Origin of the sequence: Neobacillus muris, from assembly GCF_943193175.1 — a bacterium.
GTDB lineage: Bacteria > Bacillota > Bacilli > Bacillales > Cytobacillaceae > Neobacillus > Neobacillus muris.
Genome location: NZ_CALPDF010000010.1, coordinates 61,018 through 86,053, shown reverse-complemented (window position 1 = coordinate 86,053; position 25,036 = coordinate 61,018). Strand labels below are relative to the sequence as shown.

20 protein-coding genes and 1 pseudogene are annotated in these 25,036 nt (G+C 40.3%); 1 reads left to right on the top strand and 20 read right to left on the bottom strand.

The features are described from left to right. Nucleotides 1–79: 79 nt before the first annotated feature. The 12 genes from NFS43_RS09705 to NFS43_RS09650 form a co-directional block, all read right to left on the bottom strand. On the bottom strand, nucleotides 80–1,618 hold the full coding sequence (locus NFS43_RS09705) for an extracellular solute-binding protein (protein ID WP_251551462.1): 1,539 nt from the start codon (nucleotides 1,616–1,618) through the stop codon (nucleotides 80–82). 189 nt (nucleotides 1,619–1,807) lie between these two features. After that, nucleotides 1,808–4,411, bottom strand: a complete 2,604-nt coding sequence (locus NFS43_RS09700) for an exo-rhamnogalacturonan lyase family protein (RefSeq protein WP_420910317.1) — start codon at nucleotides 4,409–4,411, stop codon at nucleotides 1,808–1,810. 3 nt (nucleotides 4,412–4,414) lie between these two features. Further along, a complete protein-coding gene (locus tag NFS43_RS09695) occupies nucleotides 4,415–5,608 on the bottom strand; it encodes an oligogalacturonate lyase family protein (RefSeq protein ID WP_251551460.1) in 1,194 nt (397 codons plus the stop codon). 200 nt (nucleotides 5,609–5,808) lie between these two features. After that, entirely contained in the window at nucleotides 5,809–7,641 is a 1,833-nt protein-coding gene (locus NFS43_RS09690) for a rhamnogalacturonan lyase (RefSeq protein ID WP_251551459.1), read from the bottom strand. A gap of 175 nt (nucleotides 7,642–7,816) precedes the next feature. Continuing rightward, on the bottom strand, nucleotides 7,817–8,473 hold the full coding sequence (locus tag NFS43_RS09685; RefSeq protein WP_251551458.1) for a rhamnogalacturonan acetylesterase: 657 nt from the start codon (nucleotides 8,471–8,473) through the stop codon (nucleotides 7,817–7,819). An 83-nt stretch (nucleotides 8,474–8,556) separates the two neighbouring features. Continuing rightward, nucleotides 8,557–9,957, bottom strand: coding sequence for a family 4 glycosyl hydrolase (locus tag NFS43_RS09680; RefSeq protein WP_251551457.1), 1,401 nt, complete (start codon nucleotides 9,955–9,957; stop codon nucleotides 8,557–8,559). Between the two features lie 408 nt (nucleotides 9,958–10,365). Further along, entirely contained in the window at nucleotides 10,366–12,435 is a 2,070-nt protein-coding gene (locus tag NFS43_RS09675) for a bifunctional aldolase/short-chain dehydrogenase (RefSeq protein ID WP_251551456.1), read from the bottom strand. 183 nt (nucleotides 12,436–12,618) lie between these two features. Continuing rightward, entirely contained in the window at nucleotides 12,619–13,338 is a 720-nt protein-coding gene (locus tag NFS43_RS09670) for a LutC/YkgG family protein (protein WP_251551455.1), read from the bottom strand. 1 nt (nucleotide 13,339) lies between these two features. Next, nucleotides 13,340–14,764, bottom strand: a complete 1,425-nt coding sequence (locus NFS43_RS09665; protein ID WP_251551454.1) for a LutB/LldF family L-lactate oxidation iron-sulfur protein — start codon at nucleotides 14,762–14,764, stop codon at nucleotides 13,340–13,342. 46 nt (nucleotides 14,765–14,810) lie between these two features. Beyond that, a complete protein-coding gene (locus tag NFS43_RS09660) occupies nucleotides 14,811–15,527 on the bottom strand; it encodes a (Fe-S)-binding protein (RefSeq protein WP_251551453.1) in 717 nt (238 codons plus the stop codon). Nucleotides 15,528–15,701: 174 nt separating this feature from the next. After that, complete coding sequence (locus tag NFS43_RS09655; protein ID WP_251551452.1) at nucleotides 15,702–16,568, bottom strand: C39 family peptidase; 867 nt, start codon at nucleotides 16,566–16,568, stop codon at nucleotides 15,702–15,704. Between the two features lie 315 nt (nucleotides 16,569–16,883). After that, nucleotides 16,884–18,227 carry a multi antimicrobial extrusion protein MatE gene (locus tag NFS43_RS09650; protein WP_251551451.1) on the bottom strand — a complete coding sequence of 448 codons (1,344 nt, stop codon included), beginning with the start codon at nucleotides 18,225–18,227 and terminating at the stop codon, nucleotides 16,884–16,886. Nucleotides 18,228–18,579: 352 nt separating this feature from the next. Between NFS43_RS09650 and NFS43_RS09645 the strand changes: the two genes are divergently transcribed. Continuing rightward, on the top strand, nucleotides 18,580–19,149 hold the full coding sequence (locus NFS43_RS09645; RefSeq protein WP_251551450.1) for a biotin transporter BioY: 570 nt from the start codon (nucleotides 18,580–18,582) through the stop codon (nucleotides 19,147–19,149). A 427-nt stretch (nucleotides 19,150–19,576) separates the two neighbouring features. On the opposite strand, the gene NFS43_RS09640 is transcribed toward NFS43_RS09645, so the two are convergent. From NFS43_RS09640 to NFS43_RS09605, 8 genes and pseudogenes are all read right to left on the bottom strand, one after another. Then, nucleotides 19,577–19,783, bottom strand: a complete 207-nt coding sequence (locus tag NFS43_RS09640) for a hypothetical protein (RefSeq protein WP_251551449.1) — start codon at nucleotides 19,781–19,783, stop codon at nucleotides 19,577–19,579. 158 nt (nucleotides 19,784–19,941) lie between these two features. Next, the gene (locus tag NFS43_RS09635) at nucleotides 19,942–21,834 is read right to left on the bottom strand and encodes an N-acetylmuramoyl-L-alanine amidase (RefSeq protein WP_251551448.1); all 1,893 of its coding nucleotides are present in this window, start codon (nucleotides 21,832–21,834) and stop codon (nucleotides 19,942–19,944) included. Between the two features lie 296 nt (nucleotides 21,835–22,130). Beyond that, on the bottom strand, nucleotides 22,131–22,391 hold the full coding sequence (locus NFS43_RS09630; protein ID WP_251551447.1) for a hypothetical protein: 261 nt from the start codon (nucleotides 22,389–22,391) through the stop codon (nucleotides 22,131–22,133). A 163-nt stretch (nucleotides 22,392–22,554) separates the two neighbouring features. After that, nucleotides 22,555–22,689 carry a YjcZ family sporulation protein gene (locus tag NFS43_RS09625; RefSeq protein ID WP_251551446.1) on the bottom strand — a complete coding sequence of 45 codons (135 nt, stop codon included), beginning with the start codon at nucleotides 22,687–22,689 and terminating at the stop codon, nucleotides 22,555–22,557. Between the two features lie 37 nt (nucleotides 22,690–22,726). Beyond that, on the bottom strand, nucleotides 22,727–22,828 hold the full coding sequence (locus NFS43_RS09620) for a YjcZ family sporulation protein (RefSeq protein ID WP_251551445.1): 102 nt from the start codon (nucleotides 22,826–22,828) through the stop codon (nucleotides 22,727–22,729). 219 nt (nucleotides 22,829–23,047) lie between these two features. Then, nucleotides 23,048–24,256: pseudogene (locus NFS43_RS09615) on the bottom strand (sulfite reductase subunit alpha); the annotation flags it as partial. Nucleotides 24,257–24,393: 137 nt separating this feature from the next. Beyond that, a complete protein-coding gene (locus tag NFS43_RS09610; protein WP_251551443.1) occupies nucleotides 24,394–24,687 on the bottom strand; it encodes a spore coat protein in 294 nt (97 codons plus the stop codon). Nucleotides 24,688–24,707: 20 nt separating this feature from the next. Continuing rightward, nucleotides 24,708–24,911, bottom strand: a complete 204-nt coding sequence (locus tag NFS43_RS09605; RefSeq protein ID WP_251551442.1) for a hypothetical protein — start codon at nucleotides 24,909–24,911, stop codon at nucleotides 24,708–24,710. Nucleotides 24,912–25,036 lie beyond the last annotated feature (125 nt).

Below are 25,036 nucleotides of genomic sequence, written 5' to 3'. Positions count from 1 at the left end.
CTTCCATTTTGCCTATTTTCGTCGATGAATTTCTTTTGAAACAGGCAGCTAGCATTAACTGCCTGTTTCTTCCAATGCTTTATTTTTTGTTTTTATTACTTTCTTTATATAACTTATTGATTTCATCCGTGTAGTCGTCCCCACCGGAAGATTTCCATAATTTAATGGCATCTTTGAAGCCTTGTTCATCAATTTGGCCTACGATATATTTAATACGGGCATCATTGATAATATTGTCCAATTGCTGTCCCTTTTGGGCATAAACTTCTGAAAGCAATGATGCTGCTGGATTGGCTACAACAATCTTTTCATTCTCTTTGATGATTTCTTTTTCTTTCACTTGAAGTGGAGTATACTCAGCATGTTTGAAATTCTCATCAGGAATACCAGGTATGAATTGGTTAAGGTCCTGAATTTCGGAATAAAGTGGATCTGTTGATGTAACAAGCGCTGTAAATTTCCCATCTTCTATTTTATAATGGCGTCCTTCCACACCCGCATAGGCAAAGGTTTGAGCCGGTTCATTATTCAGCTTATCAAGGAATGATAATACTTGTTTTAATTCCTTTTCAGTTTTAACACTTGATTTTGGTATTGCCAGCAAGCCGCTATAACCAGCAGTAGGCAGGTTATGAAGTCCTTCTGGTCCTTCTACTGCGCCCAGTACATCCACAGCGTCTTTCAATTTTGGATCGATTTTTTCCATAGCAGCTGCATTACGATGTGCTTGGTCTAAAACGTTAACAATGAGTCCGCCTTGTCCATTTTGGAATGGAACATCCCATTTTCCGGAATCCATTACGGCAAAATCTTGATTGATTAATTTTTCGTCATACAATTTTTTAAAGAATTTCAATGCATCCATATATTCTGTGGTCATAAAGTCCGGCTCGAGCTTTCCATCCTTAGTGATTCCCCATTTATTTGGTGCGCCAAACCATGTTTGCATGACATCAAATGGGCCGGTAAATTTTGATATTACCATACCGTAAGTATCATCTTTTCCGTTCCCATCAGGGTCATTGTATGTGAATGCCTTTAACACATTATAAAAATCATCAATCGTCTTAGGCTCTTCTAATCCCAAATTTTCTAACCAATCCTTGCGGAAGTAAACTCCGTTTCTTCCAAGGGGGCGTGCCCTATATATCCCATATATTTTTCCATCAATGGCACTATTTTGCAAAGTAATTTCGTTGGCCTGGCTTAAGTTTGGATAATCCTTTAAATACGGTGTAAGATCCCAAAATGCATCATTGCGGACAGCGCTTACAAAACTTGGAAGTTTATCAGGGATCATGATAATCTTTGGTAAATTGCCGGATGCCAATGTTACATTTAATTTGTCATTATAAACTGAATTCATCACATAATTTACAGTAATGTCTACACCAGTGTACTTTTCAAGTGCTTGTAATGCTGGACTACTGTCTGTTAACGGTGTCGTAGAAAAACCGGTCGTCATGATAGTGATATTTGGTTTTGACGATTTGCCATCACTAGCTTTACCGCTTGTTTGATCAGCATCATTGCTGCATCCGATCAGGGAAGTGAGCAGCACGGCAGAAAGTGCTGGAATTGCAGCCTTCTTTCCAAATGATTTTTTTGCTTTTTTCATTAAAATTCCCCCAATTAAAATAATAGATTGAGTTGCCAACATTTATCAGTTACTCGATTCTCTGAATCGTGATTTTTTCGGTAACTGCGTCCTGTATTACCTTTAAATTAAACCGCTTTCATTTTTCTTACAATTATCAATTTTTGTACTTAAAAAACCCTTGATGCCACAGGTTTTTTTAAGCAATTCTCACTTTATTGCCGTTCTAACACTTTCTTGATTGTGTTCCATCGGCAGATATTTTCCTATCAGTTCCAATGCGACAATCGTATTTAAGCACCACTGTGAAGTTGTGTTGGTCGTTATTTCCGGTATTTCAGTTAATGGCCGCCACGTATCGATTACCTGGCTTTCGATTGGCAGTACCATTTGACTAATTTCTTCGTTTAATAACAGATTCCAAGCTTTTTCTGCCAAATTTTCATCTTGCCTCTTTGCGGCCGCATAGGCAACCATTCCGGACGCCAACATAGACAGACTAAACAATTTATCATATAAAATGCCATTACTTCTTTCCACTTTTTCTTCATTGGATAACACATAAAATTCTCCGAATTCAGCTAACATATCATCCCATACTTCATCATCCAATGCCTGGGCAATTTCCATCCATGCCTGAGGCCCGCCAAATGCAATGACCATATGATAGCCGCCTTCATTTCCATCCCCCATATGAAGCAGGGAACTGGTTTCCGGATCGTAGCCAAAGGTCGGGCCAGAAAGCAATCGAAACGGCAATTTTTTGAGAATTTCAATCCCTGTGACAATTTTCTGTTTATATTCGATATTTTCCGTACGCTCCCATTCAGAAAACCAATTCGAACAAAAGGCTGCCCAATCAGGACCTGTACGGGCATGTGTTGAATATTCCTCATTCGAATAAAATTCCCTCATTGGATCAAGGCCGTAAAGAGCTTGATCCGCATCCCGCACCTCTGTTAACAAATCTCGCGTTCTTTCGTCAGTTGTTAAAAAGTAATAATACTTATGCAGCCCTGCCATGCTAATGCGGGCTTCCTTGCATCCGCAGCCCCAGTGAACAACATTATGTCTTGAGCCCAGTCCTGCATATTCACCTAAGTGATAACGGTCGACTTCACTGGTGTGACGGGTCATGGCTTCCACCAATCTAAAAATATCTTCCCTGCCTGAACGCAAGAATGCATACCAGAGCCAAATATTTGGAACCAATTCTGTATTCTGCCATGCAAATCCCCCCAAGTCATACCGCCATTGATGGCGAACGGGATCATAGGTGTGCATGACATCTCCATAGTTCCAGTAACCGTACCATTTTCGTTGTTCCACTTCCTTTTTATAAAAAGCAAAGGCATTATCCAGTTGTTGCTCTAACATGGCTTTGGCAGGGGTGCTTCTATCAGGTAACCCCCACGTTCCCAAAGCTTTTGTTTCGTAATAGTACTCCGGTTCACAAACCAGCAGCACAGGTGATTGCCACTCATCAATTTTCCCTGCTAATTCTTGATGTGCTGGGACATTGGCGTAAATTTGTAAATAAACTTCGCTTGTATTGGCAATGCCATTTGGAGTTGCCCTCATTTCGTCAAATCCCTCGTAAGCACTTACCACATGTGTATCTTGACTGTAATGCCTAAAATCCATTGCTTCAGAATCAGGTGCCCAAAACCACACTTTTACTTTTGATATAGAATGGCTTAATTCCGAGACTTCCAAACTGGACGGGAACTTCTGCCAGAAGTTTTTCATGCCAATCCCAATGCCGCCATCTTCTCCCCCAACATAAATCAAGCCTTTCGCTCTTGAACCATGTGTCGATTCTACCCATGAGCAGCTATCCCCAGTTCGTTTTACGATTTTATAATGATCAGAAGAATCTTGAATAATTTTAAAATCGTTCCAAACCGCATTTTGCTTGGCATGATCAAGCAATGGCTGATGTTCTGGATGGGTTAAATCCAATATTTCCCCAGCAATTTGTTTTTGGTACAAGCCATTTGCATTCCGATGCCTTCTGGTAAGCAGCAGCTGTGCTGGTTCCGAGAAAAGCCCAGTATCACCCGCAAAGCGGACATTTCTATTCCAGAGCTCCCCTGTTACTGGCACGGAAAATTCCATCCCTAACCCTTTAATAAAATCACTTTGCGGCTCACCATCATAGAAAAAGGTATGGACCATTCGAACCGTGGATGTACCGGCAAAAAAGTATAATCTTAAAATAAATGGGAGAAATATATTTTCCTTTGCTTGATCCTGATGGGTACCTTCGATCTTAATGACACTTCTTAACAGACCATTTTGTTCTATTACTACATTATGAATCTCGCTTTCGAAGGCTGCTTCCCGAGTTATCCTGTTTCCGTTCTCAGAGCTTCGGCTTTCTTTTATCGCAATTAATCTGCCGTCTGTGCCCATGACTTTGGAACCGCTTTTTATTGTTTGAATAAAGCGGCTTCCATGCTTGTTAACAATAAATTGGCTTTCACCTGTATTTATTTCAATGGTATCTTCCTGTTCAATGACCTGTAATGGACATTCATTTTCTACATTTTCGTCATTAACCAGTTCAAATGAATCCAAATCCCCCTGTAAAATAGCGGCATGCCCGGTCCATTTCACACTTCCATCCGGCCAAAACGCCATATGCCAGCTTTGTAATGGGGTTTTTTCTCCATTTTCATTTTGAAGTGAAAGAGAATCATGCTTCCTTAACGTACCTTGCTTCCAAGGAACCCCCCAGGAGACACCTGTTTGTGTTGCCGGTTTTTGGTTTAACCATTTCAATCTCAACGATTTCACTCTCCATTCAATCATCTGCTATCTTATTAATTTCCCATCAATTAATTTTGGGAGACTATCAAAATCGGGAACATCTGCTAAATAAACGTTACCATAGCCATTCATATCACTTGTAAACAAGATTTGGGTCCCGTCCGGACTGAACCTTGGATGAACATGGACTTGTTGAACATGAAAACTGCCGCGGTGTTTACATAGAATTCTTGGCCCTTCCATGGCTTGATTTGTCCTTTTCCATAGAAAAATACAATCCTGGTACCTTTCACCATGATAAGCGCTCGACTGCTGACCGTCCCCCACGATGAAGGAAGAATCATTCGAATGGATATGCATATTTTGATAAGGAAACTCAAATTCTTGGCAATCTGAATGATCATAAACGGAAAATCCAAGAAATTTGCCGTCTTTCCTGTCTAAAGAATCGGTAAACCCATGATATCCAATTGTGATTCCATCAGCATGCCAGTATTCGTGGCCGGCATATTGATTTCTATCTCCTTCACGGAGCTTCCAAACCTCACCTGAATGAATATTCATGACCCAAATACGATGGTCTACTTTTTCCCAAGGTCCCTCGTGGCAGAATGTAATCAAATGTGGCTGAGTAGGTGATGCATTGACATGGCCAATCCACCGGTTTTCTTCATGAATGATCTGAGTTTCTCCTGTTTCGAGATTCAGCAAGTTAATCATACAATGGGGCCTTGCCGCTTCTGTTTCTTCAAAACCAACATATCCCCCGGAAAGGTTGCTTTTGATGGTTTGTGACAAATCTTCAGCAAGGCCGAAACATAGGGATTTACCATCTGCTGTACAGCTTAAATTGCTAAAATGATAACCTTCTTGAAGATGATAAATGGTCGTTTCCTCATAGGTATCTAGGTTGATGGAAATAATTTTTTTATCATAAGTAAAATACGCTTCGTTTTTGAGCGGGTTTAAGAAGGTTCCCTGAAGTCCATTTGTTTGCTTAGGATCCAAATCTGTAAGCTGTGTTAATTCTCCGGTGGATAAATCAACGCCAAATAAATTTGTCGAGTTCCCGCGATCTGAACATAACAATAGCTTTGATTCGTTATCATACCACCCGTTATTCGTGAAATAAATGTGATAATTGTGTGCCTTAAAGTCCGTTAATTGAGTAATCTTGACATTAGTAATGGAATCCCTAAACTCACTCCGTTCACTCGGCCATTTTGTCCCCTTACCCAAAGTGCATTCCTCTTTTCTGATTTTAGTACGATTAAAAAGTATTACTAAATACCACCTTACAAGCGCTTTCTTTTTCCATCAATAACACTTTTTTGCATATGTCCTGTAACAATAATTGAATAATGAACAAAAAAAGACCACCAATGTATATTGGTGATCTCCGAAATTTTCTTTAGAAGCAGGCCATTTGTATAATAGGATTAGTCTTTCTTTTCAACTGCATAAATTTGAGGAACGGGCGGTTTTTCCATTCCATGTCCCAGAAAATAACTTGTGTGAGGCGGCTGATTGTAGGCTACATTTTGCCATGCGATCCCTAACCGGTAAACCGGATCGTGCATAAGCGTATAGATTGGATGCTCTGTAACATCAGTTGTCGTGTAAATTCTTAGTGATGTACTGTCATCACTTCTCCAAACAACTTCTTCTCTCCAATCCCCCAGTATATCAGCTTGCAAGCAAGGGTTCCCTTTTGTCCCGTTGTTGGAGCGCGTTCCTTCAGCCGTCAGCAAATTAATTAGTTGTCCATTTTCATAATCCCACTTATCAATCTTTCCCACTCCTATACCTGTTTCCATATCATAATCATGGTCGAGAAGCTCTCTAAGCTGATCTCCATCCCACCAAATCGCAAAATTAAAGGATTGCGGGGTTTGATCTGAGATTTTTTCACCAGTAGTGCTATTATATAATCCTTCCCCACCTGTTTTCCAATGAGTGGAAGACCAAACCTCAACGCCTTCATATCGAGGATCAATATCAGCTGCCAAGCCTCTTCCTACATCTTCGTAAGAGGGGATCCCCCATAAAATTTCTCCTGTAGCCGCATCATGAATTTCTGTTCCATTTTCCGAGGGCACCTCATGGACCTGGAATACCTCAAGACCGGGTCTTGTGGGAATCAAATTGCCAACGTGCATCGCATCCCCATGTCCTAGGCCAGTTGTATAAAGACCTTTTCCATTATGGTCGATAACACATGATCCGTATATGATTTCATCTTTACCATCGTTATCCACATCCGCAACACTAACACTGTGATTTCCTTGTCCCGAATACCCTTCATTCCCTGGTTCAAGACTATCAAACTTCCAAACCTTTGTAAGCTCGCCATTTCGCCAGTTGTAGGCAGCCAGCACGGCCCTTGTATAATATCCGCGGCACATTACCACACTCGGTCTTTCGCCATCAAGATAAGCAATGCATGCAAGAAAACGATCTACCCGGTTTCCTTCATCATCTCCCCAATCGGAACTATTTCCTCTTGGCGGATCATAGTCAGTTGTTACAAGTTCTTTACCAGTTTCACCATCAAAGATAGTAAAATACTCTGGCCCCTCTAAGATAAATCCATCCTTGTTCCGATAATCCGCATCAGCGTCACCAATTACTTTTCCTGTGCCATCAATTGTTCCATCTGCTGTTTTACAAGCAATCTCAGCTTTTCCATCCCCATCCAGATCGTAAACCATAAATTGTGTATAATGTGCTCCCGCACGAATATTTTTTCCTAAATCAATTCGCCACAACTGCGTACCGTTTAATTTATATGCATCAAGATAAACATTTCCGGTATATCCCTTGTGAGCATTATCGTGAGAATTTGAAGGATCCCATTTTAAAATAATCTCATATTCTCCATCTCCATCTACATCTCCTACACTGGCATCATTTGCGGAATAAGTATAGTTAACCCCATCCGGTGATAAACCGCCTGCAGGCTTATTTAACGGGATTGGCAAAAAGTTTTCTTCCCAGACTTTGACTTCCTCCGTTGGCGGCTGCTCCACACCATTTATTACAGGACGGATATAATAGGACGAATCTTTATTCCCTTCTTTATCCAGAAAATTAGTACTCGATGTAATGGGCTCAGGATTGACCATTTTTCCACCACGGTATAAATTAAAAGAAATCTCATCAGGATCTGTCCCTAACAATCGCCATCCAGTATACACACCCTTTTCAACCTTGACTGCGATTAACCCCCGGTTTAGCTTCTCCATTTGCCTTAAGATTCTCTTTTTATCCATCAAAACTTTCCTCCAATATTCAATGTAAGCATACATTCCGTAAACTCTTTCACAATAAAAAAATTTTTTTACATCGGACATCTTCTGAGTAATTGCACTTACCTATGAAATAATTATTTCTTGAACTAAACATTCTAAAAAACAAGAGAAGGTTATCCTTCTCTTGTATAAAAACTTATTTCATTAAATGAGAGATTTTTATTTCGAGCTCTTTTATTCCATCAGCTACTAACCTTGCCATCTGTTTGGCACCATTTTTTGTAAAATGTGTATAATCATGATCATTTACAGAAGCCATAAAGTAAGTAAATGCTTTCTGGTATCCCACTCTATCAAATAAATTTAAACTTTTTTCCATTAAATCGATTAATGCCACATCTTCCTCCACCGCAATTTCCTTCATCGCCTGGCAATATTCCGGGAAATCATTGATAAAACGGTTATTCTCCAGATGTAATCTTGCTGCAGGGGTAATCAATACCGGTTCTGCCTGATAGCTTTTGGCACAATCAATATATTTTTTTAAATACTGTTTGTAGGTTGTAAAAGGTTCCGTATACCGTTCCGGCTTGTTTTTGGCGGCGTCATTATGCCCCATTTGGATCAATAAGAAGTCACCGGCTTTTATTTTTTTTGCTATTTTATCTAATCGCCCTTCCTCGATAAAGGTTTTTGAGCTTCTTCCGCCGATCGCATGATTTTCTACTTTCACCTCATCTGTGAAATAGTCCTGGAGGAACTCTCCCCAGCCACCCTGATGTTTTTCTTGCTCGTCATACCTTTGTACAGTCGAATCAGCAGCAAGGTAAATTTTCAACTTTTCTGCATTCATTCATATCGCCTTCCTATTCGGCGGCAAATGAAGAACCCCTGCATGTTCCATTTTCTCCATGCAAGGGATCCCCATCTGCTTAATTAGTTTTTGATGGTCTCAAACTCCCAGCCAGGCAGATAGCTTTTTGTATTAAACAACATTTGTTCAAGAAGGGCTTCCACCTCCTCAGGAGTAAGCGAACTTAACAAAGGATCTTGTCTAAAAGCACGTAAAGCTAATTGTTTATCACACTGCAGGGCTGCTTGAAGCGTCATTTCCTGTATATGGATGTGACGCAACACCATATTATTGACAGGAGTAGGCAGTTCACCTGAGACGATAGGCTGGACACTATTGTAACCAAACAGCGCATTTGTTTCGACAATTGCATCTTCCGGTACACCAGCCATTTGCCCCTTGTTCGGTAAATTCACATTCGAAATGATGTCTCCCAATCCAAGAATGGCTTTGATCATTTGAACACCCTCTTCGCCGGTTGCATTTAAAACAAAGTTTTCTTCTCCATTAGCAAGTCGCTGCCCTTTTTCATACAATTCTTTTCCTCTTGCCATCCGCCAATCTACAGGTGTTAAGCCAAACTTCCATTCCCTCACTTTTTCTGGGCTGTGCAAATACCAAGTGTTGGGCATAAATTCTGCTAAATGCCGGTCGCCTGCAGCAGCAATGATCCCAAACTTTTTAAATAAGTCGAATTTAACTCTTTGGGCGGAAGAAAAATGGTCATTCAACCAGTTGCCCGTATTTTTCCCTTCAAAACCAGTCTCATAATATTTATCCACAAATTTTTGGTACAGAGGCAACAGATTGATATTTTGATAGGAGGCCTGATCAATCCATGTAAAATGATTAATTCCCAGTACATTCACCTTAATGTCACTGCGCTTAACCTTTTCAATTCCTTCTAAATCTTCTAACATGGAAGCCAAAAGTTTTTGCGTGCCAAACACTTCATGGCAGCAGCCAAAGGCTTTGATTTCCGGGAAAACATGATAGAGGGTTCTTGTACAAAGGCTCATTGGATTTGTATAATTGATTACCCAGGCATTTGGAGAATGCTCCTTAATTTGATTGGCAATTTCTACAAAGAGCGGAATGGTCCTTAGTGCCCTGACTAATCCGCCTGGTCCGACTGTATCCCCAACAGATTGATAGATACCATATTGTTCCGGAGTATGAACATCTGACTTCATTTCTAAAAATGTTCCAGGCAAGATAGAGATAATCACAAAATCGGCACCAGTTAACGCTTCCTTTAATGTTTTAACAGCTTCATAGTCCCACCTGCCGGCCACTTCATCTCGATCACGCAAACGATTGCCAATAATCGCATTTTGTTGTGCTGCTTCAAAATTGATATCGTACAGTTTTACGGTGCCAGATATATTTTCCTCCATCGCCAGATCACTCATCAGCCCCCATGCCCAGCCTCGTGATCCCCCGCCAATGTACGCGATTTGAACATCTTTTATTTGTTTTGCCATGTAAAACTCCTCCTTAAAGTTGAATCATTTGTTTGCGCTTACAAATATATGAGGAATATCTCCTCCCTTTCTTTAACTTTAATTGAGGAGACGGTTTCCAACAATGACACTTTTTTATATCCGTTAAAGGACAAATAGGACTTTTTTGCAGACTTTGGACAATTTAGTTTCTAAACATTATCTTAGACCTATCAAGCTTCAAATGGTCAGACAAAAAACAGTCTTTTATGTTTAAAAATCAGTAGGCAAAAAATGTATAATAATGTTTACCATCCTGCTTGATTTTTTCTGGCTAACTTGATTTATTAGTTCTATTACTTAACCAACTTCCTTCCTCCTTAACATTGAAAGTTTCCCCAAAGAAAAAAGCACCGCAAAATGCGATGCAATTTCTTATGGTTTACCAATTTATCTCGTGAACGCAGCTGGTACACCGCCATCGACAGTTACCATACATCCGGTTGTTTTGTCTGATTTGGATGAAGCAAAGAATGCAATCGATTCTGCAATATCACTAGGGTAAATGTTTACAAGCAAGGTAGTACGTTTACGATAATGTTCTTCTAATTGGTCTGGGTCGATGCCATAAGCAGCCGCACGCTCCTCACGCCATCTTGATCCCCAAATGGCTGATCCTTGCAGTACTGCATCTGGAAGTACAGAGTTGACACGGATTCCATACTGGCCGCCTTCAGCTGCAATACATCTAGCTAAATGTGTTTCAAGAGCTTTTACAGAGCTATAGGCTGCTGCATTTTTTCCTGCATACACAGAGTTTTTGGATCCGACAAATACCATGTTGCCTCCGATGCCTTGCTCTTTCATTTGTCTAAATGCCTCGCGGGCAACTAGGAAATAGCCTGTTCCTAATACATTCATGTTTAAGTTCCACTCTTGAAGAGTTGTTTCTTCAATTGGACTGGATGTTGCAAGACCTGCGTTGTTGACAATAATATCGACACCACCGAAAGTTAAAGCGGATTGGTCAAATGCAGCTTGGACTTGTTCCTCTTTCGTTACGTCCATTTTTACTGCTAATGCACGGTCAGTACCATACTCTTCATTAATTTCAGCAGCTACTTTTTCAGCGCCTTCAAGATTTAAATCAGCCAATACCACATGGGCCCCTTCAGAAACTAAACGGCGTGCTGTTGCACTTCCGATACCGCCTGCTCCCCCAGTAATGAATGCTACTTTTCTGGAGAATTCTGTTTCAGCAGGAGCAAGAGATAATTTATATAATTCTAATGGCCAATACTCTACATTGTAGGATTCGTTTGCACTTAGAGAAACAAAGCTTCCTAATGTTGTAGCACCCTTCATAACAGCAATGGCACGGTGGTATAATGCGCCGCTGATTCTTGAATTTTTCACGTCCTTACCAGTGTTCACCATACCAATACCAGGGATTAGAATAACACGTGGTGCTGGTTCAAACATTTTGTCGCCTTCATTTTTGTTTTGTTCAAAGTATTCTTTGTAAGCTGCTTTGAAACTTGCGACTCCCTCTTTGATGCTGGCAGTTAGTGCTTCCACGTCTTTTGTTTGCGGATCCCAGTTTACGTAAAGTGGAATCATTTTAGTATGAACAAGGTGGTCAGGGCAGGCAGCACCGATTTGAGAAAGCTCTGGTGCGTTATTGCTGTTGACAAATTGCAGTACATCTTCGCCACGGTCGTAAGTTAATAGCATTTTCTTCTCGTCACTAACTGCCCCGCGGATAACTGGCATTATTTTTGCTAGAATGCTAGTAGCTTCTTCTTCAGAAAGAGATTGATATTTTTGGCCGCCAAAAGTTTTCGCCTCATCAATTCTTTCATTAATATATTGCTCTGCCTCATTAATGATAGCAATAGTTTTTGCATACGCTTCTTCAGAAGTTTCTCCCCAAGTAACTAAACCGTGTTTTTCCATTAATACTAGTTCTGCATTTGGGTTATTTAATACACCCTGAGCGATCATTTTTGAAAGAGTAAATCCTGGTCGGATATATGGTACCCATACAAAACGATTTCCAAAAATCTCTTCTGCGATTTGCTTACCACTGTCTGCACAGCAAAGGCTAATGATAGCATCAGGATGTGTGTGGTCTACATGTTTGAAAGGCAAGAAAGCATGCAATAATGTTTCGATTGATGCTCTTGGGTGCTTGCTGTCGATCATACAATGTGAAAGATATGCAACCATTTCTTCGTCAGTCATTTCGTCGCGCTCGAATAATGGACGAATGTCTTCTAAATTAAGACCTGTAAAATTTTGAGCCTTCATTGTTGCCAAATCGGAACCGCTTCCTTTTACCCACATAACTTCAACATCCCGGCCGCGGAAATCCCTTTCAATTGTCTTCATGGAAGTGTTGCCGCCGCCATAGTTACATACCGCACGATCTGATCCAATTAAATTAGAGCGATAGACGAGTTCTTCTACCCCTTTTGTAACTTGTGATGCAGTTTCTTGATTCCAAAGATTCCGTACCATCCATACTCCTCCGTTTGTTTGTATTTATGTTTGTTATCTTCTGTTTTATTATAATATATGTTTGTTTATTTTTGAATAGAAAAGTTCATAAAACCGTCAAATTTTTATTTTATTTTACATTTGAATGAAAAAGCTGTCCTAAGCAGGCTTAAAAATGACTGCCTAGAACAGCTGTGTTTTCTTCTATAAATCATTAATAACAATATACGTTGCTTTTATTGGTCCATGGACGCCGACAACTAAATTTAACTCAATATCTGCAGAGTTGCTTGGCCCGGTTATAAAGTTTATACACGATGCGACATGTCCTGTTTCCTTATGAATTTGTCTCATTTTTTTAGCTGCTTGTGTCATTCTAGGCACAATCGAACTTTTGGGAATGAGGGCAATATAAGCAGTTGGCAGGAAGCTTACCGTCCTCCCTTTATTCTCATCACTAAATAACACGACAGTGCCCGATTCCGCGAGAGTGATTTCACTTATGGTAATCCCCACGTTCGCCTGTTCAGCTTTAGCAATGTTCTCAGCACCTTTTGTATAATCCCATTCATAAACATCGATCTCTTTAGCAGGCCATTCCCGCTTCATAAGAGGATCGAGTCCCCATTTGGCGAATCTTTCATCCTTCCAAGAAACAATGGGACCGCTACCGTATTTAGTGACCACATCGTCCAGCAGGGAAGGCAATTGTTCCTTATCCGTTGTATAAAAGGTCGTATGAATTTTTTTACATTGCTCCTGTAATACCTCTACCAATTCATCCTGTGTGGCGCCCTTTAATACCTCGTCTTGCGGCCGGAATTTCCATATTGGCCGTTCGATTGGACCGGCAATTCGAGGTCGTCCAAGCTGACTGGAAATTTTATTTAAAAAGGCATCGCGGTTCTGTATCGTTCCAGTCATATTATTTGCCCCCTTTTTCTCGGTTTTTAAACCAATCCCGGAATCTTTCTTTATTTGGTGCCGGGAATTCCCGAATGTCTGTCCAGGCCTTTAAAGGTCCGGGGCCTTTTGAAATTTTATCTCCATCTGTAAAAGGATTCATTGCCGTTGGAGCTAGTTTGGAACCAATTTTGTATAATGTTGGCGAAGCTGCCCCTAACCCGAATGCCTTCATCGCCAATTTTTCTGAAATAGGTGCTTTTCCTTCCTTTTCAACGATCACTTCACGGTGTTTGTGCAGCAGGTTGTGCAGCGGGATCTTTACTGGACATACTTCTGTGCAAGCTCCGCAAAGTGTTGAAGCATATGGCAGCTCTTTAAATTCATCATAGCCGCCAAGCAATGGCGAAAGCACGGCGCCAATTGGTCCTGAATAAATGGAACCGTAGGAGTGACCGCCAACATGCCGATAAACAGGACATACATTGACGCATGCTGCACATCGGATACATTGCAGCACCGATTGAAACTCCCCGCCAAGGATATTGGATCTTCCATTATCCACAATGACGAGGTGAAATTCTTCTGGACCATCGACATCCAATTCCTCTTTAGGACCTGTTAGAACAGTAATATAACTAGTCAGCTTCTGCCCAACAGCGCTTCTGGTTAACAAGGAGACAAGAACTTCCATCTCTTCAAAGGTAGGAACGATTCGTTCCATACCCATTACAGTAATTTGTGTTTTAGGCAGCGCCGTGACCAAATCCGCATTTCCTTCATTTGTAACCAAGCTGAAAGATCCTGTTTCGGCTATAGCAAAGTTACAGCCGGTAATTCCGATATCTGCACTCAAATATTCCTGCCGCAGCATTTCACGGGCATGTGCAGCTAATTCTTCCGGCTTAGAAGTCTTTGTATAACCCAGTCTTTCCGTAAACACATCCCGAATTTGTTCTTTATTTTTGTGTAATGCTGGAACCACTATATGGGACGGTGGATCATGGTCATCAACTTGAAGGATATATTCACCAAGATCCGTCTCAATCACTTCACAGCCTTCTTGTTCAAGAACACTATTCAAACTAATCTCTTCTGTAACCATTGATTTGGATTTGACAATCTTTTTGGCCTGCTTCTCCCTGACAATGCCCCGAATATAATCATTCGCTTCTTCTTTAGTCTGGGCAAAAAATACATGTCCGCCGCGCATTGCCACATTTTCACTTAATTGATCTAAATAATAATCTAAGTTTTCAAGGACATGCTGGCGAATTTCTTCTCCATGTGAACGCCAGTCTTCCCAGTTACCAAGTTCTTCAGCAGCGACACGTCTTTTGACCCCCATGCCATCCTGCGCACCGGATACGGCACCGCGCATAAAGTTGTCATGGATACCTTTAGAGACACGTTCCTTAAACTGCTCGTTGCTAATTTTCATTGGCATGTAAAAATTCCCCCATTCTTAAGCGCTTCCTTTTTGAACGTATCAGTTAACGACTGTTTAACACTTCAGCTATATGCATAACCTTGATTGGTTTTCCCTTCCGGTCAATTCTTCCGCCAATGTTCATAAGGCATCCTGCATCGGCCCCGATCAGATAGTCAGCATCTGTCTCTTCCACATGGCAAACTTTCTCATCCACCATTTGCTCTGAAATTTCGGTCATTTTGACGGAGAAGGTACCGCCAAAGCCACAGCACTGTTCTTTTCCAGGCAGTTCGGTGAAATTTAAACCTTTTACGTTTTTTAAAAGTATCATCGGTGCTTCCTTCACACCTAGTAATCTAGTCATATGGCAGGATGTATGATATGTGGCCTTTCCGTTCAATCGTGCCCCAACATCTTCAACCTTTAGCACATCGACGATGAACTGTGTCAGCTCGTACGTTTTCTCCGCCAATTTTTTAGCCTTCGGTTCCCAAATGGGATCTCCTTTAAAGACATGTTGATATTCATGGAACATAAACGCGCAGGAGCCAGAGGGGCAGACAATATATTCTGCATCCTGGAATGTATCAATCATCCGCTTCATGGCTTCTTTCGATTCTTTTGTATAGCCGCTATTATAGGCAGGCTGCCCGCAGCATACTTGTGATTCAGGAAAATCGATCTCACATCCCAGCCTTTCAAGCAACTCTACTGTGGCTTTCCCTACATTGCTTTGAAAAAGATCCACAAGACATGTGGCAAATAAACTCACTCTCATCTTTGTTACATCCCCTTTTTGCTATCAGCAATTGGCTTAAAACAATATTTTTATTTGTTTTTGTTTTATTATAATACATTTTTGTTTGTGTTTGAAAGTTAATTGATTAATAAAAAAGGAAGTTAATGAATAGCTCATCAACTTCCTTAATCTATAAATTAAACTCACCATCTTTTATAACTCATAACTGATCGCTTGACTCCCCATTTGAGTCCAGGATGCCTCAAAACTTTCCCTTGGGACTGATTTATATGGCTGCTCCGCTAATGGGTCATTAATGTATACGGATGTATCGTCATAACCTACAATTAACACGCTATGCTCTCGATAGGTGATTTTGACCTGCCCGGAAGGAGTATTCCAGGTAGAGAATTCACTTTCAGGCAGTTTGGAGAATCTGGAATTGGTGATAACCCAAACCGGTGAACCTTCCTTGACCATATTATAAACAGAATCGATGGTTTGGCCCGTTAAATCAATGATTTTGCCTGGCAAGTATTTATCCGCTAAATTTGCAATCGGGCGATGATAAACTCCATACCCTGATTTATTGAACGTATAAATATCGCCTACAAAGCCCTCATTGGGGTTTCCTTTAAGTCCACTTTGATATCGAAAAGGGACGGCAGCAACTTCTTTTGCAAGAGTCAACTTATCAACAGAAACCCCTGCATATTGCAGCAGCATGGTTAAGCTTGTTACCTCACAGCCTCGTGCCAATTCAGGCATTTGCTGGACTAAAGGCACATCATTTATTACGATTTTTCCATTTTCTCCTTGCGTTACATTTGGTGTTTGCGCTTCTTCAGATGAAACTGAGTCTTCATATTGAGTTTCATTTTCTGCTTGGACTGTGCTTACCTGCGAAACATCCGAAGCCGGTTCTGCCTTTTTGGACAGTTTTTGTTCTTCCTGTTTCGCCGAGCTAATATCATTGCTATTGTTTGTATTTTTTATAAGTCCTGTTTGTTGTAATCCTACACATCCGACAACTGTAAGAATCACTAGGAGGATGATCAGTAACATTATTTTTTTCTTCAAATAATAAACTCCTCTCTATTTCTCTTCTATTTAAAAAGTTTATTGTCCTATTATTCTACTAAACTACATTATATTATGACTTTCTTAAGAGAAACTTAATTTTATTGTGGGTATAGATGAAGCCTTTATGGATGAACACCCTATTAAAATAGTAACTTTAACATATTTGACGAATTTTGACAACATTATGGTAGATTTATCGAGTAATTTCGAGAAATAGCAGGATATAAACTATTCATGATGACCATAAAAAATCCGTACAAGTCTGTACGGATTTTTTGCTGCTATTAATTGAATGTGTTAACGTTAACAAATTTATATACCGTGTTTAAGCTGTTTTTGTTTTCTGGCAAATGCCGCTTTGTGCTTTCGCAGAACAACAAGAGATATCGCCAATAATCCAATGATTTCGCCGAAAGAAGCGGCAATCGCCCCGGCTCTGCCGTTAAGTTCCGGATGTAAGTACACTAACGGGATTATAATGAAAACTACCCCTGCCATATTTAAAATTTGCGGTCTTAACAGGGATTTCGTGCTTTTTTGAAGCATGAGCAATCCACCAAAAAAATCTACCCAGGGAAAGACTAAAGTTTTAAGAAGAAAAAATTTTAATACATGCAAACTTTCTTCTGCAAGCCTCATATCTGCTCCTAAGATTGTCTTCATAAACCAATGTCCGGCTGGCGTGAAACATAAGACCCCAAGAAATATAGATGGCACGATACTAAAAATCATGACACACTTTATCACAGCCGATTTATTATGCTGATAAAATTGCAAAACAATTTGATGGGTATACATAAAAAAGCTTAGAACTAAATTCGTGATACTGAAAGCCAAGGCAAACGAGGCAATCCCCAGATGCGTGTCTTGTATTTTCCCTAAAAATGCGTATATGACTGGTATCAGAATGCTTTGAAATGACATATAAAAAACCAATGGAAAGTAAAACGAGCGAATGTCCTTTTTAAATATGGGAGTTTCACCCTTAATTTTGCTCCCCGTTACAATCGCATGCCCGCGCCATACGCTGATCAAACATTCAATGGCCATGCCAATTAAAAAAATGATCGCTCCAGCTGCACTTGAATCGGCGTGACCTAATGAGACAAGAAAACTGGCAATGGCAAACATCCCTGCCAATCTGATGATGACCCCAACTGTCACCCACTTTGTTTCAAGCTGGTTAATAATGATTCCTTGATACAGGCAGCGCAAACCAGAAAAGACAATAACAGCTGACAGAACCAGAAAGGTAATCTTCAAGGAAACCATGGATTCCTCATCCGCATTAAATCCATAAATGAACAACCAATCACCTAGTTTAGTAAAACCAATGAAGGCACATAAACCAGAAATGACAAGGGAAACTTTTATAAAAAAAGCCATGATTTGTTTAAACGATGTCTTCCCTTTTGCCAAGGCAGATGCGGTTTGACGAAACACCAAAACCGGCCGCTCAAGAATTCCAAACATGGATAAGGCAATTGCATAATTGGCAATAATGATTTCGGCATGGTCCGCCCTGCTTAACGTTCCATTAATGATGACGTGGGAAATAGAGGTTAAACTTGCCGAAACAGCCAATGGAATAAAGAATACCAGCATTCTCATTACGTTAAAATTCTTCGTTGCATCTTCTGTTTTTATTGGATTCACCCCATATCTTTCTATTCCATTATTATAAAAAAAATGATTGCTATTTTAGCTTGTTATTCCGCTGGAGAAAATCCGGTATATATAAAAAGAACGCCCTTCCCCTAACAGGACTCAAAAGCCTCAATTGAACAAGTACAGTTTATGCCATTATATGACTTAAATGGATGGCTTTCAATGCTTCAAGCGGAACTGTTTAAATATATTCCTTACCATCCGCCATTATGTTGGTTCATCGATGATCCTTTCTAACAATTGACAAAAATAGGATTGACATATCTTTGTTTGGAAACTTATACTGTATTTGTTAACCAATATACCATTTAAGTTAACAAAAGAACAAGGGGGTTTATTGATGCTTCAATCTCATAATCGATTGAAAATGTGGATTTTCAGTGCTTTATTTGCAGCAATTATTGGAATTTTGGCTCAGGTCACCATTCCTTTGCCACTTGTGCCGATTACCGGGCAAACACTTGCAGTAGGGCTGGCTGCGACCATTTTAGGTTCCAGATATGGGACTCTTTCTGTTATTCTGTATGCGTTAATGGGCGCCATCGGGGTTCCTGTTTATAGTGGAATGTCAGGGGGGTTTGGGGTCATCGTAGGCCCTACTGGCGGTTTCATTATCGGATTCATTCCTGCTGCATTTTTAACAGGTCTTATTCTTGAAAAAACTAGCTACACTGTCATAAACGGCATGATTGCCAATACAGCCGGCATGCTTATTACCTTGGTATTCGGAACCGTTTGGCTGAAAATAGTTGCGAGCATCACTTGGGGAGCTGCCTTAACTTCAGGGTTTTATCCCTTCCTTATCGTCGGCTTAATTAAAGCATTCCTAGCTTCATGGATCGGAATTGCTGTTTATAAAAGACTTGTATCGGCAAAGCTGTTAACTTCTCCACAGCAGATATCTAGCTAATGCTTTTTATGAAAAAAGGCTTTGCTATAACTGAACGTTGATTTTCTGTGCTTGAAAAATAACCGGAGAAATTCCGTTTAAATTGGGAAATACGGGTATTTCCTTAAAAATAAGAGAGTTTTTTCCGTTTATTGTTTCAAAATCAATGAATTTTGGCTTACTTAGAGCCGTTAAGCGGAATTTCTCCGCTTATTTCGGCTTCTTAAGGCCCCTCTATCTACAATAGACGGAATTTCTCCGTCTATTAATTCTCATACATACACGAAAATCTACAATGAACCCTAACGAAAAAGAGACCCGCGATACGTGAAATTCACGGTGCGGGTTTCTCTTTTAGCGTAAGGATTCTCCCTTGTTGGTCTATGTTTATATGGACAGAATGGTTAAATTAAATTTTGTTAATCGTTATGTTTTATATAAGAAGAAATTATTTTTCAATTATCTCAATTGAAGAAATGCGTGTCGGATTAACCAAAATCTTGTTCTCACCATCTAAATAGACAAGGTTATTATTTAAGACTCTTGAACCATTTGGCAAATCAGCAAAAAAAGGGCGAGTAAAATCATTTACTGAATAATTATTCTCGCAAATAACATATTCTTTACCAGAGTCCATAACAACCTTTATTTTCAACATAACCACTCCTCATAGTATATTTACTTTTCAAAATTCTACACTCAAACTGATAATCCCTCCTAGAAAATTATTACATATTCTAAAAACTGCAACAGCTACATAGCGTTTATAGCAAGAAGGGAATACCAGTCTGAAAAGGTATTCCCTTCTTTTGTTTATGGCTTTACAACCTCCACATCACTTTTCTTCACAAACCCAACACGGTGGTTAAACGTAATTTGGTAGTATTCTTCCGTCCCTTCGACAACCTTGTTCGTCAATGGATCATTGAAATATTTGGCATGATAATAGTCTGCCTTGATAGGTCCTGTCGCAACATACATTTGTCCTTCAGGCAATTGATATAATACATCCGCTTTTCCACGTGCAGAGTCTGCAATTCCCGTTCCTTCATAGGCGGAATCTTCCGGGTAAGCTGCCCCGTAAACTGGAATTGAAGCAGCCCCTTCTTTTGGTCTAATGATAATTCCATCACCAGGTATGGTGTTTTTATCATGAGGATTGTAGAACCAAGCTTTATTCCCGCCAAAGAAGATGGCGGTCCAATCTCCCTGTTGATCTGCTTTCACATAGCTCTGACCGACAGCCGCTTTATTGCTCCAATCATTGATACTCATCGTTCCGGCTGCCCCGTTACTTTGAAGAATCGGATCGCCGATGAATGGGGCACTAAAATCAGGCGCCGTTCGTAACTGAACGAAGCTGGAAGAGAGTGCTTCAAGCGCTCTGTTACCGTACGTATAACTTTCGATATTCGTGTTATAATTCGGACGGATTGTGACAATAGAGCTGTTTTTCCCGTAGCTAGGATTGATGGATTCTCCGAGCAAATTAAAGAAATGGGACCAGTTCCAGTATGCACCCGGATCCCAGTGCATGCTCCGCTGCTTAGCCACGGTCAGCCCTGGGACTTCATCATGCCCAAGAATATGCTGCCTGTCTATTGGAATGTTATATCTTTCAGATAAGTATTTTACAAGTTTGGCAGTGGAACGGTACATTTGCTCGCTGTACCAGTCCGCTCCTTCCGTTGCAAATCCTTCATGTTCAATCCCAATCGAGTGCATATTAAAATACCAGTTGCCTGCATGCCATGGAACATCATTAGGACGAACCATTTCCGTGACCTCACCAGTTTTTGAAACGATGTAATGGGCACTTACAAAGGAATTTCCTAGGAAGGTGCTAATGGCTGACTGTACGCTTCCTTCAATATCATGGATAACGATATAACGAATATCCAGCCCATCCTGAGGACGGCTGGCAATATCATAATTTCCGTAATTCGTTATACTGCTTGAAAATTGTTTATAGGCAGCTGGAATATATGTACATTCCAATCCATTAGGACAATCGGCATTCGTGAATTTCGCATTTCTCAAAGGAATATTTTTGGCCGTATCTTTATTAGGAACAATTGGCTCCGCTTTTAAAATCAGTTTATCACCGTTTTGCACCGTTTTTTCCTTACCGTATTGGATGGTTTGGTATACTGCCTCAGCAAATTCCGCTGCTGTTTCTTCTATATCGGAACCACTGTATTTGACAACTGCCCCATACCAATCTGCAGCATTTGATGAAAGCCCTCCAGTTGTTTGCTTGGCGTATTCAGCAAGCAAGGCAGCTCCACCGCGAATATTTTGTTCCGGATCATTTTTTAGCAAACTCGAATCCAGATTTAGAATTTGAGCTGCATGATCAAGCATGTCTACAGGCTGTTCCTTCAATTCGGCAGATGAGACTGTCTCATCCCCTTTTGCGTTTCGTGCATGGTCACTATCCAGCAAATTCATGACCCCATATCCACCCATTTCACTTTGTCCCTCATGCTGTTCCCAGCGTGATTCATTGTAGGAAACAGCCATCAGGACATTGACTGGCACCCCAAATTCTTTTGCGGCATTTTCAAATAATGCTTGCGATACTTCTGGATTTGTCACTGTTTCTGCATAAACCTTGACATCCTTCTTGGAAAAATTCCCCGCAGGGACAGCAAATAAAGAAGCTGTTAGTACAGAAGCCAGTAACAATTTTGCTGCCTTTTTCATGAAAGAACCCCCCTTTGACAGAATTATTAAAAATCTATTATTCTCTCAAAAGGCAATTACTTCCTTCAACACTCCGACAAAATGAATCGAAATACACAGGAAAAAGATTTTCATTTGTATGACTATAGGCAGAAATCACTAATCACCGCAAATTAAAGTACCAGGACTTTTTGTATGCAATCTATCTAAAAAAAACGGGGAATTTGTACGCTGAAAGCTGTGCTGATGGTTCCATTTTATTAAGAGAAGAAAAAAAGACATTACATATGCTGCAATGTCATCGATACAAGGCTTTATTAATCTTGATCATCACCGTCATGTTCATGTCTTTGTTCGGATGATTCCAAGCTTTGTCTTTCCTGTTCACGTTCTGCTGCTCCTGGCGGCGGCCCCCAAAAAAAGCCCCATGGGTCTCTTCTAGGAAACGTTTCTTCCATGGTTGGTTCCTCATGCCCGCCCCGATTGATTTTAACATTTTCCGGATCAATAATTTCAACATTTTTTGCATGAATAATTAGATGATCGACATGGATAACTTTGCTTTTTTTATTAGACATTTTTACACCTCCTCCAAATATTTGCTTTATCCTATTCCTTTTTTGTGCTTATGTTTGGGCGAATGGCAGAATTATAAGAAGGAATAAAAAAAGAAAAAGCCTGATATAGGCTTTCTCCTCATTGCTGCCATCGTTATTTTGGGAATTGCAAACTATATTGATCTTAATAGAAGCAAACTGCTCCTACGATGATTAAGAGAATAAATAATACAACGATTAACGCAAAACCGCCGCCGTACCCAAAACCTCCGTAACCATATCCCCCATAACCAAAGCCTGGGTATCCAAAACCATACATGTTTATTCCTCCTTCCAATCATATATCTATTTACCTTTTAATAAAACGCTCCGCCAACGAAAGCCGCTCCTACGATGATAAGCAGAATAAACAACACAACAATTAAAGCAAAACCTGCTCCATATGCACCATCTGCCATATTCGCCGCCTCCTTTCTCACTGTACTAACAGGATATGTAAAATCAGCAAAAGTGGATGGGCAATCTTGCATTTCAATAAAAAATTTATTATTAAACCCATACCATTAATCATCACTTAACCATTGCAAAAAAATTAATTAAAAAAAGTGACTTTTTGACCGAAAAATACCGGAAAAAGCCACTCTTAAGATAGATTTTATCTGGTGCCATTCATAACTTTAATACACATCACGCTGATAACGACCTTGCTCCTTCATTGTGTTTAGGTATGCTTCAGCCTCTTCACGTGTCATGCTGCCTTCTTTTTCAATTACATCAATAAGTGTGTTGTGAACATCTTTCGCCATATGCAGCTTATCACCACACACATAGAAGTAAGAGCCATTTTCTAACCAAGCAAACAATTCTTTACTGTTTTCCAGCATTTTATGCTGCACATATACCTTTTCCGCTGTATCCCGCGAAAAAGCTGTGTCCAATCTTGTCAGAACCCCTTCTTTTTGGTAGTTTTCCAACTCATCTCGATAAAGGAAATCCGTTGCTGAATGCTGGTCTCCAAAAAATAACCAAGTACGTCCAGTTGCATTGGTTACGGCGCGTTCTTCGATAAAGGAACGGAATGGCGCAATCCCTGTGCCTGGTCCGACCATAATGATGTCTTTATCTTGTGACTCCGTTAAACGGAAGTGTTTGTTTGGCTGAATAAAGACAGGAAGAGTATCACCTTCCTGAACACGTTCTGCACATAAAACGGAACAAACTCCTTTTCGTTCACGTCCGTAAGATGTGTAGCGTACCGCCCCAATTGTTAGGTGGACTTCCTCGGGATTAGCGGTCAAGCTGCTAGCAATCGAATACAGCCTTGGAGGCATTTTTCTTAACAACGAAACAATGTCTTGTGCGGTTGCATTCCACGGTCCAAAGTCACGCAACAGATCTAGCAAATCTCTGCCTTCAATATATTCCTTTAGCTGACCAACATTTTCATTCAGCACTAAATTTTGCAACTCAGCGTTTTCCGTGAATCCCGCAGCCTGCTGCATGATCTTTTTCGTCAATAAAGTTATTTCGAAGTAGGCTAAGAGCGATTCCTTTAATGGGAGCGTATCCCCTTGTTTGTTAATCGTAACAGCTGTCTCTGGATCCCAATGCATTTCCTCCAAAAGGGCATCCACAAGTTCTGGATCATTCTGCGGGACAACCCCCAAGGCATCGCCAGGAGCATACACCAGTCCAGAGCCTTTTAAAGATAACTCAATATGTCTTGTTTCTTTATTAGATCCATTTCCATTTAAATTTATATTTTTGAGAACTTTCGCGTGAAACGGGTTTGTTCGTGAATATGGTGCTGGAACACTTTTGTTCGATTGATCTATTGTAAGCTGCATAATCTTCACCTCATAAAATTCATTCCTGTATTTATTATATTATAATAGAAATATTCCCAGGTCTCTACAATTAGGATTTTCCAAAAAAAATTCATGATTCAATGGCTGGTTGCCACAAAAGGAAAAGGCGTACATTCAAATGTACGCCAATAAAAGGCTGCCAAATTAGTTCTAGATTAAAAATGATCATCCGGATGCAGGTTATTTTGCATAAGTTCTTGTACCTTGCCAATCTGTTCGATTGTGGCAAGCTCTGTCTCATACCAGCCTCTGCTATTCATCGTTTCAAAAAGCTCAAATTGATTTTGGTTTGCTTGATCAAAACATTTTTGATAAATTTCCCGCAGACCTTGATGAGTGGTTTCGAGCATTGTATTGGATATGCTGCGGCATCGCGCCTTCTCCAGTTCCAAGCATAGCTGCAGCATTTCCCGGTCAGTCAGGCCGCGGCCTTCTATATTATTTGGCATATGTTACACCTCTTTACCATTTATTGAACATGATGGGTCCGGTTAAAATACTGAGACAGATCCACAATTTTTAATTGATGGCTCTCCGCCATTTGTTCCATTTTTTTTCGGAGTTCCTGGTCGTTGCACTGTGAGGCAAACCAGTTTAACGCCTTTGCCGTGATCTCTTCCGCACGAATTTCATCCTCGATATAAGCCAGTTCCTTTGTGGTCAGCTGTGTCATCCCTTTTCACCCCTCAAGTGTTGTTTCCCTTGTTAGTTTTGTTCGGAAGGATTCCATTTATTCCATTATGGCATAAATAAAAGGGATGATATATAAAATCAATAACGGTTAACTTTTTTTTCATA